The organism is Bordetella hinzii LMG 13501, assembly GCF_001548475.1.
Lineage (GTDB): Bacteria > Pseudomonadota > Gammaproteobacteria > Burkholderiales > Burkholderiaceae_B > Bordetella > Bordetella hinzii.
On record NZ_LRUJ01000019.1, the window covers coordinates 11297 to 25119 of the forward strand.

General features: G+C 68.4%; 15 protein-coding genes. 5 read left to right on the forward strand and 10 right to left on the reverse strand.

Going from position 1 to position 13823, the window contains the following annotated elements:
• Window positions 1-16: 16 nt before the first annotated feature.
• From AXA74_RS13610 to AXA74_RS13645, 8 genes are all read right to left on the reverse strand, one after another.
• Complete coding sequence (locus AXA74_RS13610; protein ID WP_029579433.1) at window positions 17-1225, reverse strand: acyl-CoA dehydrogenase family protein; 1209 nt, start codon at window positions 1223-1225, stop codon at window positions 17-19.
• Window positions 1198-2196 (reverse strand): oligopeptide/dipeptide ABC transporter ATP-binding protein, encoded by a 999-nt coding sequence (locus AXA74_RS13615; RefSeq protein WP_029579432.1) that lies wholly within the window; start codon window positions 2194-2196, stop codon window positions 1198-1200. Before AXA74_RS13615 ends, AXA74_RS13610 begins: the two co-directional genes overlap by 28 nt.
• Window positions 2193-2984 (reverse strand): ABC transporter ATP-binding protein, encoded by a 792-nt coding sequence (locus AXA74_RS13620; RefSeq protein ID WP_051350505.1) that lies wholly within the window; start codon window positions 2982-2984, stop codon window positions 2193-2195. The genes AXA74_RS13615 and AXA74_RS13620 overlap by 4 nt, the downstream gene beginning before the upstream one ends.
• A complete protein-coding gene (locus AXA74_RS13625) occupies window positions 2981-3802 on the reverse strand; it encodes an ABC transporter permease (protein ID WP_029579431.1) in 822 nt (273 codons plus the stop codon). The genes AXA74_RS13620 and AXA74_RS13625 overlap by 4 nt, the downstream gene beginning before the upstream one ends.
• Window positions 3799-4776, reverse strand: a complete 978-nt coding sequence (locus AXA74_RS13630; protein ID WP_230588819.1) for an ABC transporter permease — start codon at window positions 4774-4776, stop codon at window positions 3799-3801. Before AXA74_RS13630 ends, AXA74_RS13625 begins: the two co-directional genes overlap by 4 nt.
• 10 nt (window positions 4777-4786) lie before the next feature.
• Window positions 4787-5950 carry an LLM class flavin-dependent oxidoreductase gene (locus AXA74_RS13635; protein ID WP_029579429.1) on the reverse strand — a complete coding sequence of 388 codons (1164 nt, stop codon included), beginning with the start codon at window positions 5948-5950 and terminating at the stop codon, window positions 4787-4789.
• Window positions 5951-6178: 228 nt separating this feature from the next.
• Window positions 6179-7060, reverse strand: a complete 882-nt coding sequence (locus tag AXA74_RS13640) for a LysR substrate-binding domain-containing protein (protein WP_051593930.1) — start codon at window positions 7058-7060, stop codon at window positions 6179-6181.
• A gap of 90 nt (window positions 7061-7150) precedes the next feature.
• Complete coding sequence (locus AXA74_RS13645; protein WP_029579427.1) at window positions 7151-7471, reverse strand: hypothetical protein; 321 nt, start codon at window positions 7469-7471, stop codon at window positions 7151-7153.
• A 153-nt stretch (window positions 7472-7624) separates the two neighbouring features.
• Between AXA74_RS13645 and AXA74_RS13650 the strand changes: the two genes are divergently transcribed.
• Window positions 7625-9358: a M14 family metallopeptidase gene (locus tag AXA74_RS13650; protein WP_051593929.1), complete on the forward strand. Its 1734-nt coding sequence runs from the start codon at window positions 7625-7627 to the stop codon at window positions 9356-9358.
• Between the two features lie 105 nt (window positions 9359-9463).
• Window positions 9464-9877, forward strand: coding sequence for a copper resistance protein NlpE (locus tag AXA74_RS13655; protein WP_029579425.1), 414 nt, complete (start codon window positions 9464-9466; stop codon window positions 9875-9877).
• Here the strand turns inward: AXA74_RS13655 and AXA74_RS13660 are convergent.
• Window positions 9874-10065, reverse strand: a complete 192-nt coding sequence (locus AXA74_RS13660; RefSeq protein WP_029579424.1) for an oxidoreductase-like domain-containing protein — start codon at window positions 10063-10065, stop codon at window positions 9874-9876. The two genes, AXA74_RS13655 and AXA74_RS13660, sit on opposite strands and share 4 nt — an antisense overlap.
• A 169-nt stretch (window positions 10066-10234) precedes the next feature.
• Between AXA74_RS13660 and AXA74_RS13665 the strand changes: the two genes are divergently transcribed.
• From AXA74_RS13665 to AXA74_RS13675, 3 genes are all read left to right on the forward strand, one after another.
• On the forward strand, window positions 10235-10825 hold the full coding sequence (locus tag AXA74_RS13665; protein WP_223850507.1) for a hypothetical protein: 591 nt from the start codon (window positions 10235-10237) through the stop codon (window positions 10823-10825).
• 321 nt (window positions 10826-11146) lie between these two features.
• Entirely contained in the window at window positions 11147-12001 is an 855-nt protein-coding gene (locus AXA74_RS13670) for a DMT family transporter (RefSeq protein WP_029579422.1), read from the forward strand.
• A 216-nt stretch (window positions 12002-12217) separates the two neighbouring features.
• On the forward strand, window positions 12218-12430 hold the full coding sequence (locus tag AXA74_RS13675) for a YdcH family protein (protein WP_029579421.1): 213 nt from the start codon (window positions 12218-12220) through the stop codon (window positions 12428-12430).
• 36 nt (window positions 12431-12466) lie between these two features.
• On the opposite strand, the gene AXA74_RS13680 is transcribed toward AXA74_RS13675, so the two are convergent.
• Window positions 12467-13753: an MFS transporter gene (locus AXA74_RS13680; protein WP_032956300.1), complete on the reverse strand. Its 1287-nt coding sequence runs from the start codon at window positions 13751-13753 to the stop codon at window positions 12467-12469.
• Between the last annotated feature and the right edge of the window lie 70 nt (window positions 13754-13823).

Below are 13823 nucleotides of genomic sequence, written 5' to 3' on the forward strand. Positions count from 1 at the left end.
GGACTATCGTTGGCGCTCAGTAGGAGAAGGTCAAGGGCGGCGCTTCGCCATTGAGGAAGTAGTTGCCCACGGCCTTGAACTTGTAGGCCACGGGATCATGAACGGTGTGCGTGCGGGCATTGCGCCAGTGGCGGTCATAGTTGTGCGCGCGCAAGGTGGTGGCCGCGCCGCCCACATCGAACAGCAGCTGAGCCGCGCGCAGCGCCGCCTGGGTGGCGACGATCTTGGCCTGCGCCGTGGCCACGGAGGCCTGCACGGCCAGGGCCTCGATGTCCCCGGCGCCATCGAACCGGGCCTGGGCGGCCTGGTCGATGCGGCCGGCGGCTTCCAGCACGAGGGCGCGCGCGGCATGGACCTGGGCCGCGATGTCGCCGATGGTGTGCAGCACATAGGGATCATCCTGGGCCCGCGCCACGCCGCTTTCGGGCACGGGGCGGATGCCGCGCCGCCCCCAGTCCACGGCATCGCGCAGCACGGCCAGGCCTATGCCCACCTCGATGGCGCAATGAAAGATCTGCGCCAGGGCGCCGGTATGATGCCGCCGGCCCTTCCAGGGCTGCATGGACAGCACTTCCTGCGGCTCGATCCGGACCGCGCGCAACACGGTCGTACCGCTGGCGGTGCAGCGCTGGCCCATGCCATCCCAATCGTCGATGCGCTCCACGCCCGCCCGGTCGGCCGGCACCAGGGCGGCCACCAGCTGCCCATCCTCGTCCAGTGCCCGGATCTTCAGCACATCGGCGAACCAGGCGCCGGTGCTGTAATGCTTGATGCCGTCGAGGACCCAATGAGCGCCGGCGCGCCGCAGCCGGGTCTTGAGTTCGCCGCGCACCCCACTGCCGCGTTCGGCCGCGGCTGCGCCGAACAGGACGCCCTGGCCGGCCAGGGCCAGATAGCGCGCATGCTGGCCGGGGGTTCCCATCAGCCGCACGCGCTCCAGCACCACGAAATGACCCAGGAAGGCCTGGGCCACATTGCTGTCGCCGCGCGCCAGCGCGATCGCCAGGCGCGCCATGTCGGTCACGCCGCCGCCCGCCCCGCCCCACTCCCGGGGCAGGCGCAGCAAACCCAGGCGCAGGGCACGGATACGCGCAAAGGCGTCGACAGGCAGCAGGCGCTGCGCATCGCGCGCGGCCGATTCGGCGGCCAGCTCGTCTGCCAGCCCCTCGGCGCGTTCCAGTAGGGTTTGGGGCGTGATCAGCTCGCGCTGCGGGACAAGGGCCATGATGCGGATTCCGGCTGAAAATGAATGGGGTAATGACAGGCCACGGCCTGCCCGGGCGCGGCGGGCGCCAGGGCGGGCTCGACCTGGCGGCACAGCGCGGCGGCGCGCGGGCAGCGCGACTGGAAGCGGCAGCCCGGCGGCAGCGCATAGGGGCTGGGCAGCTCTACCGCATCGGCGGCCAGGCCGGCCAGTTTGCGGTGCGCCGGGGTCTGCCCGGGGATGCTCTCCAGCAGCAATCGCGTATACGGATGGGCCGCCAGGCGGCCCAGCTGCGCGCCCGGCAGGATCTCGACGATGCGGCCCAGGTACATCACGGCCACCCGGTCGGCCACGGCCGAGACAACCGACAGATCGTGGCTGATGAAGAGATAGGCCACGCCCAGCGATTGCTGCAATCCGTGCAGCAGGTCCAGGATCTGCGTCTGCAGCGTCACATCCAGCGCGGACACGGGCTCGTCGCAGACCACCAGGGCCGGCCGCGTCGCCAAGGCGCGCGCGATATTCAGGCGCTGGCGCTGCCCGCCCGACAGCTGGTGCGGCAGGCGGTCGCGCAGGGCCCACGACAGGCCCACCTGCCCGAACAACGCCTCGACCCGCCGCCGGCGTTCGGCGCTCGGCACACCCTGGACCCGCAGCGGCATCTCCACGCTGTGCGCGGCCTTGTGCCTGGGATCGAGCGCCGCCAGGGTGTCCTGGAAAATCATCTGGATATCGGCGCGGTAAGGACGCAGGGCCCGGCCCTGCAGGCGGGCCAGGTCCTGTCCCTTGAAGCGGATCTCGCCCTGGCTCACATTGTTCAGGCGCACCACGGCCTTGCCCAGCGAGGTCTTGCCGCAGCCCGACTCTCCGATCAGCGCCACGGTCTCGCCCGCCCCCACCGTCAGGCTCACGCCATCGACCGCCGAAAGCGGGCCGCGGCGCGTGCGGTAGCGCAGATGCAGGTCGCGCAGTTCCAGCAGGCTGTCAGTCATGCGGCGCGCTCCATCGTGACGTGGCCGGGCCGCGAGGCCAGCAACAGCCGGGTATAGGGATGAGCGGGCGCGGCGAACAGTTCGCCGGCCGGGCGCGCTTCGACCGCCTGCCCCTCGCGCATGACCAGCACGCGGTCGGCCATCTCGGCCACCACGCCCAGGTCATGCGTGATAAGCAGCAAGGCCATGCCCAGTTCGCGCTGCAGCTCGCGCAACAGCGCCAGGATCTGCGCCTGGATGGTGACATCCAGCGCCGTCGTCGGCTCATCGGCGATCAGGAGCGCGGGCTCGCCGGCCAGCGCGATGGCGATGACAATGCGCTGTCGCATGCCGCCCGAGAGCTGGTGGGGATACTCGCGCATCCGCCGCTGGGGCTCGGGGATGCGCAGCTGGCGCAGCAAGGCCAGCGCCCGTTCGGCCGCCTGCGCGCGGCTGCACCTATGATGCAGGCGCACGGCCTCGGCGACCTGCTCGCCCACGCGCATGATGGGATTGAGCGCCGACAGTGCATCCTGGAACACTAGGCCGATGCCGCCGCCGCGCAGGGCGCGCCGGCCGCGTTCGTCCAGGCTCAGCAGATCCCGGCCCGCAAACCTCAGCCGGCGCGCGCGCACCTTGGCCGCGGCCGGCAGAAGACCCAGCAAGGCCAGGCCGGTGGTCGACTTGCCGCAACCCGACTCCCCCACCAAGGCCAGCGTCTCGTCCGGCTCCAGCTGGAAGGAGAGGTCGCGCACGGCGCGGTGCGGGCCGTAATCCACGTCCAAGCCATCGACGTCCAGCAGGCTCATTGCAGTTCTCCACGGCGTTGGTTCAGGAAGTCGTTCAGGCCGCTGCCCAGCAGGTTGAGCGACAACACCGCCAGAAAGATGGCCAGCCCGGGCAGGGCCGTCATATACCAGGCCGTGCGCAGGACGTCCCGTCCGGTGGCGATCATGGCGCCCCAGGACATGCTGTTGGGATCACCCAGCCCCAGGAAGGCCAGCGCGGCCTCGGTCAGGATGGCCTGGCCGGCCAGCAGCGACAGCAGGGCCAGCACGGGCGACAGGGCATTGGGCAGGACATGGACAAAGAGGATGCGGACATGGCCCATGCCCATCACCACGGCGGCCTGCACGAATTCCGAGCGCCGCAGTTTCAAGGCTTCGCCGCGCGCCAGCCGCGCCGCATTGGGCCAGCTGGTCAGCGCGATGGCCAGCGCGATGCTCGCCACCGAAGGCTGGAAAATGGTGACCACGACGATGGTGAACAACAGCGCCGGCATCACCTGGAAAAGCTCGGCCAGCCGCATGAGCAGATTGTCCAGCCAGCCGCCGAAATAGCCCGCCGCGCATCCGACCGCCAAACCCGCCATCGCGGCGAGCACCCCGGCCTGCAGGCCGATGCGCAGCGAGATCCGCGCTCCATGCAGCAGCTCGCTCCAGATGTCGCGTCCCAGGGTGTCGGTGCCCAGCCAATGCGCCGGGTCGGCGCCCGGCCACAGATAGGGGCGTGCCACGATGGCCTGCGGGTCTTCGGAAGACAGCGGCGCGGCGAGCATGGCCGCCAGGACAATGAGGGCCAGGCCGGCCAGGCCCAGCCACAGGCTCCGATGCCGCGACCACGTCATGCCTGCACCTCGATGCGCGGGTCCAGCACGGCGTAGAGCAGATCCGTGAGCAGATTGACGGCCACCACGAACAGCGAGCCGATGAACAAAATGCCCAACAGCAGGTTCACGTCGCGCGAGGTCACGGCGGCCAGGGCCAGCTGCCCCAGGCCCGGCCAGGCGAAGACCGTCTCCACCGTCACCGAACCGCTCAACAAGGCGCCGAACTGCAGGCCCGTCATGGTGACCAGCGGCAGCAGCGCATTAGGGAAGATGTGGCGCCACACCAGGCGCCGGCGCGACGCCCCCTTGGCCCGCGCGGTGCGCACATGGTCCAGCAGGGCGTGGTCACGCACCGACTCGCGCATCAGCCGGATGTAGATGGCGGTGTAGTGCAGGCAGAGGCAGCCCACGGGCAGGGCCAGATGGCGCAGAAGATCCCACAAGGCGGCCCAGCCGCTGGCCGTCCTGGCCACGTCGCGCATGCCGCTGGACGGCACCCAGCCCAGATAGACGGAAAACAGCACCACGCCCATCAGGCCCAGCCAGAACAGCGGCAAGGCCAGTCCCAGCGCCGCCACGGCGGAAATCACCTGGTCCGCCCAGCGCCGCCGCGTGACCGCGCTGACCGTGCCCAGCCAGGCGCCCAGCACGGCCGATATCACCAGCGCGGAGACCATGAGCAGCAAGGTGGCCGGAATGCGTTCGGCGATCAGCTGCAATACGGAGGTGTTGTAGCGAAAGGACCAGCCCAGGTCCAGCGTCAGCATCTTGCCCACATAGGCCAGGAACTGCCGGGCCAGCGGCAGGTCGTCGCCGAACTGCCCGCGCAGCTGCGCCATGAACGCCGGCGTGGCCGCGCCGGCCTCGCCCGCGATGATGTCGGCCAGGTCGCCGGGCATGAACTTCATGAGCAGGAAGTTCATCACGATGACCAGGAAGGTCACCGGCAGCACCTGCACGACCCGGCCCAGGAGATAGCGTATCGACAGCAAGCCCATCCCCTCAGAGGCGCAGGCCCGCCTGCTTGAGCAGGGGCAGGACCGCCTGGCCGAAATACTCCAGGTCGGGCGCGAAGTCATAGAAGGAGATCTGCACGCCGTCGCAGCCAGCCTGCTTCAGACGCAGCAGGTAATCGGCGATCTGCTGCGGGCTGCCCACCAGCTGGATATTGCCGCCCACGGCGCGCTGGTCGCGCTGATGCCCGCCCCAGGACTGGCTGTCGCGCGCGCGCGACGAGGCCTGGAAGGCATCCACGGCGGCGGCGTCCTGCGCGGCCACGATGGCGTCGTGGTAGGCCCAGGCTTCGCGCTCGGTGGGCCGGCAGATGATCATGGGGTTGATCAGGGTGCGCAGCTCGCGGCCCGCCTTGCCTGCGGCCTGGCGCAAGCGCTCCACATGCGCGGGCAAGGCCTGCAGGGCGGCCTCGATCTGCGCGCCGGCCGGGCTGGTGATGAAGACCAGGTCAGAGTGGCGCGCGGCATAGTCCATGCCGGCCGGCGAGCCGGTGGCGTTGACCAGGATGGGACGGCCGTAGCGCGGGCGGGGCGACACATAGCTGTCCTGGCCCGACCAGAACCGCCCCGCGAAAGACAGGTTTTCCTCGCTGCGCCAGAGTCCGCGCAGGATGCGCGTGAACTCATCGGCCATCTCATAGCGCAGATCGTGCTCGATCTGGTCGCGGCCGAACATCAGCGCCTGCGAACGCAGATTGCCTGTCACCATGTTCAGGCCCCAGCGTCCGCCGGTGATGTGATCCAGCGTGGCGCCGAACTTGGCCAGGTGCAGCGGATGCCAAGGGCCGTACAGGATCTGGATGGTGGAAATGAGCAGGATGCGCCGCGTGCGCGCGCCCAGGGCGGCGGTGGTCACGAAAGGATCGAGCGAGTTCTCGCGGTACTGCATGCGGCCGCCATGCCCGCCCTTGCCCAGCCATTGCGCCAGCCCGAAAACCAGGTCGAAGCCCAGGGCCTCGGCGCGTTCGGTCAACGCCGCGTTGTACTCAAACGTCCAATCGGTGCCGCGCGGCAGGGTCGATGGGCTCCAGCCGCCGCTCTGGATGGGGAGGAACAGGCCCAGCAGCAAGGGCTGGCGCAAGACCTCGTGCAAGGGACTGCCGGGAATATCGGCCGGGCCCGCCGCAGGGTCCGGAAGATCGGGAAGAGCCATGTCGTGTGCTGCCTTGCCTGATTGGGAAAGGCCGCATTGTGGCCAGCGCGGGCGGCCGGGCTGAAATACAAAGCCCCCATATCTTTATGAGAATTTGCGGATGCGGCCCTGGCCGCCCGGCCCGCCGTCGCGCGCAATCCCATGAATCGGCGGGGTTTTTACCGGTCCGTGACGATGGCACCCGCTGTCCGCATACATAAGAAGATCTTATCTGTTCCTTCCGGGGGCTTATCCCGCGGCGGCCAGGACAGGGGTGTACTGCCCCGATCGCTGCAGCAGCTCGAAGGCCTGCCGCGCCGCCGGATTGGCCGCGCCCGGACGCATCCAGAGGTAGTAAGGCAGATCGGCGAGCCGGGGCAGTCCCTCGCCCAGCACCCGCATATCCGGCCCCAACAGGTCCATGGTGCGCGCCGTCACGCCCAGATTGGCGCGGATAGCCGCCTTGACCCCGGTCAGGTTGGAGGCGCGATAGGCCAGCCGCCACGGGATCTTGGCGCGATCCAGCGCATCGATGGCAAGGCGGCGGAAGATGCTCGGCTCGTCGATCAGGATGAGAGGCAGGGGATGGCCGCGCACCGGCGCGAACTGCGTGGCGCTGATCCATACGGTAGGCGTGGTGCGCAGCAGCAGGCCTTGCAGGCCCTCCTGGCGGCGGGTGGAAATCGTCATGTCGATGTCACCGCGCTCCAGCGCCTGCATGAGGTAGGGGCTGCGCCCCACATCGATCTCCAGGCGCAGCTGCGGCGCGGACCGCGCGATCTGGCCCAGGATGGCGGGCAGCAGGGTCTCGGCCACATCGGGCGGCGCGCCCAGGCGCAGGATGCCGCTCAGGCGAATGTCGGTCAGCGCGCGCGCCGCGTCATCGTTGAGCAGAATCATCTCGCGGGCATAGCGCAGCAACTGCATGCCGCTGTCGGTCAGGTGTTTGTTGCGCCCCTGTCTGCGGAACAACGGCAGGCCGATCTGCGCCTCCAGGCGCTGCATCTGCTGCGACACCGCCGCCTGCGTATAGCCCAGGGCCTGCCCGGCCCGGGCAAAAGAGCCGTGATCCACCACCGCCACGAAGCTGCGCAACAGGCTCAGGTCAAAGGTATATGTCGAGGAATCCATCGGCGCGCCGGCCTTGCATGCAATGGCCTGCAGTGTTGCCGAGAATGCGCCGGCGGATTATCTCGATTTCTCATAAGGTCATGCGGAACGTCAGCGTGGCTGGCGGCGGTCCTGCAGTTCCTTCAGGCAGGCGGCCACGCCGGCGGTGCGCTGTTCGTTGGTGACGGCGGCGCGATCCGACACCGTGCGGCAACGCTGGTACTCGGCAATGCTTTCGGGCGTGTCGTGGATGGGCGCGGCTGCCGGCGCCGACGGCTCCACCGTCATGCGCAGCGTGGCCGGCGGCGACCAATTGGCCGAGGATTTGGGCTGGGCGCCCGGAAACTGCATTTCCTGGGTGCCGGATTGACCGTGCGCGGCGCCAGCCAGGCAAAAGACGGCCAGCGCGAGCAGTGAACGGGTATGTTTCATGAGACCTCCGCATAGGATGCGCCAGCGGTCGGCGCGCCTGTATGGTAGCCCCGCCAAACGCTTCCAAGCCGCAACATTCGCAACAGAGCGATAACGCGGCCGCACCCGGACACAGTAAGCTGTGTCTTCCGCATCCGTTTTCGGACCTGTATCGTGATCTTGCTGGAAACCACGTTCGCGCGCCTGGCCGACACCTGGCTGGAGCGCTATGCCCGGCCCCGATGGCAGGGGTGCCGCCTCGAAGGTTGGCTGTTCGAAGGCCTGGCCGCGCGGCGGCAGCTCGAAGCCGCCCTGGCCGAGGCCGGCGTCACGGCCCGGATACGATCGGCCTACAAGCCGCTGGTGCACGCCTTCCTGGAAGACATCAAGGCGCAGGATGTGATCCGGGCCGAAATCCGCTATCCGGTCCTGGCCGGCGTGGCGCCGGACCGCTTTCTGCTGGAAGCCTATCCGCTGGCCGATCTGCTGCCCGGCGTGCGCTTCCTGCCGCAAGCGCCGCAGGACGGGCCCGCCGTCTACACCGCGGTATTGCACCGCCGCTCGGGCGCCGTCCAGACTTGCCGCATCGAGGCGCCCAACACCTGGAGCCGCGACCGCCAGGGCCTGGCCGCGCTATCGCCCAGCGCCTGGCTGCGCCTGGCCGGTCCGGACGGAGCCTGCCTGCTGGACCAGGCCGAGCGCGCCGAATACCGGCAGATCTTCGATGCCGCCATGGACACCTTGGCTGCCCATCCCTGGGGCCAGGCCGAACCTTATTTCGAGCGCCTGAGCCTGCGTGTGGACATCCCGCCGCTGGAAACACCGCTGCCCGGCGGCGAAACCGCCAGCAGCTGCGAAGCGCTGCATGAAGACCTGTATTTTTCGGCGCTGGAATTCTTCCAGCGCCATTCGGGCCGGCCGCTGGGCGACCGCGGGCTGCGCCCGGGCCAGATCGTACCCGACGTACGGCACGGCACAGTGCCCCGGCTCATCATCGCCACCGAATCCTTCGCGCCTGTCGCGCCGCTCACACCTCGGGCCGCGGCGCTGGCCACGCGCGGCCATCCGCTGACACTGGACGAAGTCGCCCACAGCCTGGCCGCCCTGGGCGGCCAGGCAAACGAGGCGCCCACGCGCCAAGGACGGCGCATCCTGTGGCACTACTGTCCGAGCGCGCTGCCCGCCGCGCCGGTGCTGATTTCCGCGGCCCAGCATGCCAATGAAACCTCGGGCGTGGTGGGCGCGTTGCGCGCCGCCGGCCAATTGCTCGGCCAGGGCCCATTCGCCCTGATCCCGGTCGAAAACCCCGATGGCTATGCGCTTTTCGAAGCGCTGCGCGCCATCCATCCCAACCATATGCATCATGCCGCGCGCTACAGCGCGCTGGGCGATGACGTGGCCTACCGCGAAGGCCCGCCCGCCGCCGAAAGCCTGGCCCGGCATCAGGCGCTGGTCCAAAGCGGCGCCCGGCTGCACATCAATCTGCATGGCTATCCCTCGCACGAATGGACCCGGCCGCTGTCGGGTTACCTGCCGCGCGGATTTGAATCCTGGACCTTGCCCAAAGGCTTTTTCCTCATCCTGCGCTATCACCCGGGATGGGAAGAGCAGGCCCGGCGGCTGGCGCAGGCGGCCACCGCCCGACTGGCGCTCGCCATGCCGGACCTGGCGGATTTCAATGCCGCGCAGCAAGCGCGGCGCGCGGCCTACGCCGCCACGGAAGACTGGCCAGTATTCAACGGTGTGCCGGTGCTGCTCGGAGAAAGCACCCGCGAGCTGGCCAGCCTGGCCTTGACCGCGGAGTTCCCCGACGAAACCGTGTATGGCGCCGACTATGTGTTCGCGCACACCGTGCACATGCACACGGTCTTGTCCGCGGCCGCCGCCTGGCGCGAGATCGCCGCTTAGCGGCCGCGGCAAGGACGCGAGGACACATCGCGTTACCAGACGGTGCATGGTCGTACTCGCTTAACCGCTACCGTGTGGACTCACTCGCTGTCTGGAGATGACGCCATGTTCAAGTTTCTTCCGCCGCTGGCCGCCGCCCTCCTGTTGTCGGCCTGCGCGGCGCCCGCGCAAAAGCCGGCAGCCGCGCCCGATACGCATACCTCGCGCCAGGCGCTGGACTGGCCAGGCAGCTATGCCGGCGTACTGCCCTGCGCCGACTGCCCTGGCATCGGCATCCAGCTCACGCTCGGCGCGGACGGCAGCTATGAGCTGAGCCAGCTGTACCAGGACCGCCAGGCCAGGCCCGATATCGTGCGCGGCCGCTTTCATTGGCTGCCGGGCGACGGCAGCATCGAACTCGAGGGCCAAGGCAGCCGCTGGCGCGTGGGCGAAGACCGCTTGTTCATGCTCGATGCCGATGGCCAGCCCGTCACCGGCCCGCTGGCCGAGCACTACATCCTCAAGCGCGTCGCCCCTTAGCGGTCGCCCTGCCCGCTGGCCTCGGGATGCCGGGCCAGCCAGGCTTTCAGGGCCTCGCGGTAATTCGCCATGGCTTCGTCATAGAGGTCATAGACGCAGGGGATACAGCCGCTCTGGCAGCATTCGTTGGGGCCAGGCGCCTCGGGCGGCACGGGGCGGGGATCCTGGAGGTCGGCGACCTGTGACATCTGCAATTCCTGGTTAATACGACACTATTAATGCATTGTCCCGCAAAAGACATTCTTTGCCATAATGCTTCAGCGGACCTCGCGGTCCGCCGGGGCATTCTCAGAAAGGCGTTATCAGGCAATGACTGATTCCAGGCTGGATCTCCAGGCTCAGGGAGTACGGTTCAAAGTGTTGGCGCATATATTTCCGGTGCTGCGCCACGATGTCATCGGCCCCATCTCCAATGCAGGTCTGGCCTCGGCCATGCTGCATCAGCCACCCGATGGCGATAACGGCGCGCGCCACGAACGCCTGGTCGATGAGGTGCAGAGCCTGCTCGACGAGGGCGTGGCCAGCCTGCGCGGCCTGGACGACTGGCTGGTCGACCGCGAGCGCCATGGTGACGCGGGCGTGCTGTTCGAGGACTGCAGCCGCATCGTGGCCGCGCGCCTGCTGGCCACCGGCAAGCATGTCGCGCTGCCGCAATTCACCATCGTGCCCGACCTGCGCCTGTTTTCCTCGCGCTACATCATTCTCGCCTGGCTGTTCTGTCTGCTGGACACCTTGGCCGACGGCGAGGAACTGCAGGTGCGCGCTCCCTCGGCCAATGTGTGGACCGCCGCTCCCGGCGGGCAATCGGCCGCGCCGGCGTGGCCCGGCCAGCCCGAGCCCATCCTGGCCGAAGAATTGCAGATCCTGGCCGCGGCCAGCGGCTGGGAAGCCGAATGCGCGCCGGAACTGTGGACACTGCGCGGCCCGCAGGAGCTTCAGCACTGGTGAGTGGCCATTGACGCCCTCGCGGCCGCCAACGTAAGATGCGTTCACTGCGGGTTGTCCAATCCGCGTCTTCCAGGTTTCTCATCCATGCCGTTCTCGCATCATCCGCCCGTCAGCCCGCCTCTTGAGGCCGTGGCATTGGCGCGCGCGCGGACGGCACCTCCGCCTGTCGACTCGCCGCCGGCCTCTCCGCCGGCCGCCGGGGTCGTTGCTGTCCCGCAAGGGCCGTCAAACCGCCGCTAAGCCTCTTCACTCCCCCGCTTTACCGCCGGCGCTTTTTTTCGCGCCCCGGGGGCTGTTGCGTCTTTCGACAGGATTTTTCCGATGCAAAAATCATCCTGGATCTCCCATGGATCCACGTCTTTGTTTGTTCTGCTCTGGAGCAGCGGCGCCATCACCGCCAAGCTTTCGCTGCTCTACGCCACCCCCTTCGCCTTCCTGCTCATGCGCCTGGGACTGGCCTTCGCCGTGCTCTGTCTGCTGGCGGCGCGGCGCGGCCGCTTCTTGCCCGCCCCGGGCAGCCGGATCACGACCATAGGCATCGGCCTGCTCATCCTGGGTGGCTATACCGTGTGCTATCTGCTGGCGCTGGCCCATGGCGTGGCGCCTGGCGTGCTGGCCACGGTCTTGGGCATACAGCCCATCCTGACCCTGCTCTGGACGGAACGCCGCTTCCATGGCCGCCGCCTGGCGGGCCTGGCCCTGGCGCTGGCCGGCCTGGTGCTGGTGGTATGGCAAGGCATCCACCTGGAAGGGCTGGGCTGGCTGGGCATGGCCTTCGCGCTGGGCTCGCTGCTGTGCATGACAGCCGGGGCCATCATGCAGAAACGCTCGGCCCAGGCGCCGCTGGACGTGATGCCGCTGCAGTACGCGGCCAGCCTCGTGCTATGCCTGCTGATCGCGCCCTCGCAGCCGCTGGACCTGACCCCTGGCTGGCCGCTGCTGGCGCTTCTGCTCTGGCTGGGCCTGGTCATCTCCGTGGGCGCCACCCTGCTCTTCTATCACCTGATCCAGGGCGGCGACCTGGTCAATGTGACCAGCCTCTTCTACCTGGTGCCCGCCGGCACGGCCTTGCTGGATTACCTGCTGCTGGGCAATCCGCTGCCGCTGCTGGCCCTGGGTGGCATGGCCGCCATCCTCGGCGGCCTGGCCCTGGTCATGGGGGGGCCGAAGCGCTGAAGGCCGTGGGCGGGCGTGACGCTCCCGGCAAAGGCGCCGCGCCCGCCCATGGGGACCCACCCGGGGCTTTGCCGCGGCGGCCTGCGGCGGCCAATTGACGCCCCCGCCCCGACCGCTATACTGGGTTCATATCAAGGACACCGGCAGTCTTTCCTTGCGCGCTCTCGCGGGTCGCGGACCAGCTGGGCGTGGCATCCTCACCACGGAGGTCCCGTTATGTTCCCTGAGTTTCGCGATCAGATTTCCCGACTCAAGACCGACAATCCGCATTTCGCGAAGTTGTTCGACAAGCACAATCAGCTTGATCAGCAGATCCAGAACATGGAAGCCGGGAGAGAAACCGCGACCACGTTAGAGATCGAAAAACTCAAAAAAGAAAAACTCCACATCAAGGACCAGCTCTACGCCATCCTCAAGGGCGCCGGCTGAGCGCCGCTCCCGCCGCCTCCGAAACGCGCGCCGCGCTCAAACTTGCGGCTCGCGCCCGGGGGCCAGTCCCGCCTGTTCCCGCCGCGCCGCCCGCAAGGCCAATGTGGCGCTGACCCCGAGGGCCAGGATGAGAAACGCCCCGGTCAACTCCGCCACACCGACCCAGCCAGCCAGCGCCCAGCTCTTGCCGCCCACCGAGCCCAGCACGCTGGAGCCCAGGTAATAGACCAACAGATACAGCGAAGCGGCCTGAGCCTTGTAGCCGCGCGCCATCTGGCCCACCCAGCCGCTGGCCACGGCATGCGAGGCAAAGAACCCGAAGGTGAAGACCACGATGCCGGCGACCAGCACCGCCAGGTGGTCGGACAGCGTCAAGAGCAAGCCGCTCAGCGTGAGCACGGTGCCCAGCACCAGCATGGGCCCGCGGCCATGCCGGTCGGCCAGGCGTCCGAAAAAGGTCGAGGCGAAAATGCCCACCAGATAGACCAGGAAAATCCCGCCGATGAAAGTCTGGCTGAGCGAAAAAGGCGCTTGCAGCAGCCGGAAACCGACGTAGTTATAGACCGTGACGAAAGCGCCCATCAGCAGACCGCCCAGCAGGAACAGGCTGACCAGCGGGCCGTTGCGCATATGCGTGGACAGCCCCTTGCGGGCCTCGCGCCAGCCGTTGCCGCGCTTGGGCGAAAAGCGGCGCGAAGCCGGCAGCAGCCAGGTGAATAGCAAGGCGGCGACCAAGCCCAGCAGGCCCAGCGCGCCCAGCGCCGCGCGCCAGCCGAAGAAGTCCGAAACTAGGCCGGTGATGACCCGGCCGGTCAAGCCGCCGAAGGCGCTGCCGCTGATATAGAGGCCCATGGCGAAACCCAGCGTCCCGGGCTCGACCTCCTCGGCCAGATAGGCCATGGCCACGGCGGGCACCCCGCCCATGGCCAAGCCCTGCAAAGTACGCAGCGCCAGCAGGCTGGTCCAGTCCGGAGCAAAGGCGGCCAGGGTGCCGAGCACGGCCGAAGCCATCAGCGAGGCCGCCATCACCCGCTTGCGCGGCAAGGCCTGCGACCACAGACCGACGAGGAAAATAGCCAGCGCCAGCATCCCCGTGGACAGCGACAGCGACAGGCTGCTCTGCGCGGGCGATATCGCGAAATTGTGGGTAAACAGCGGCATCAGCGGCTGGACACAATACAGCAGGGAAAAGGTGGCGAAGCCGGCGGCGAACAGGGCCCACTGGGCGCGGCGCAGCGCCGGGGTGCCCCGGCGCAGATATCCCTGTCCCTCGTCCGCGGCGGGCGCGGGCGTGGACGTGGCGGGAGGTTGAGGGGCGGACATGGCGGAAATCTCGAAAAACGCAGGCCTGGCTGGCCTTGTCTTCAACGGTAGACTTTCCGTGTACATTTGT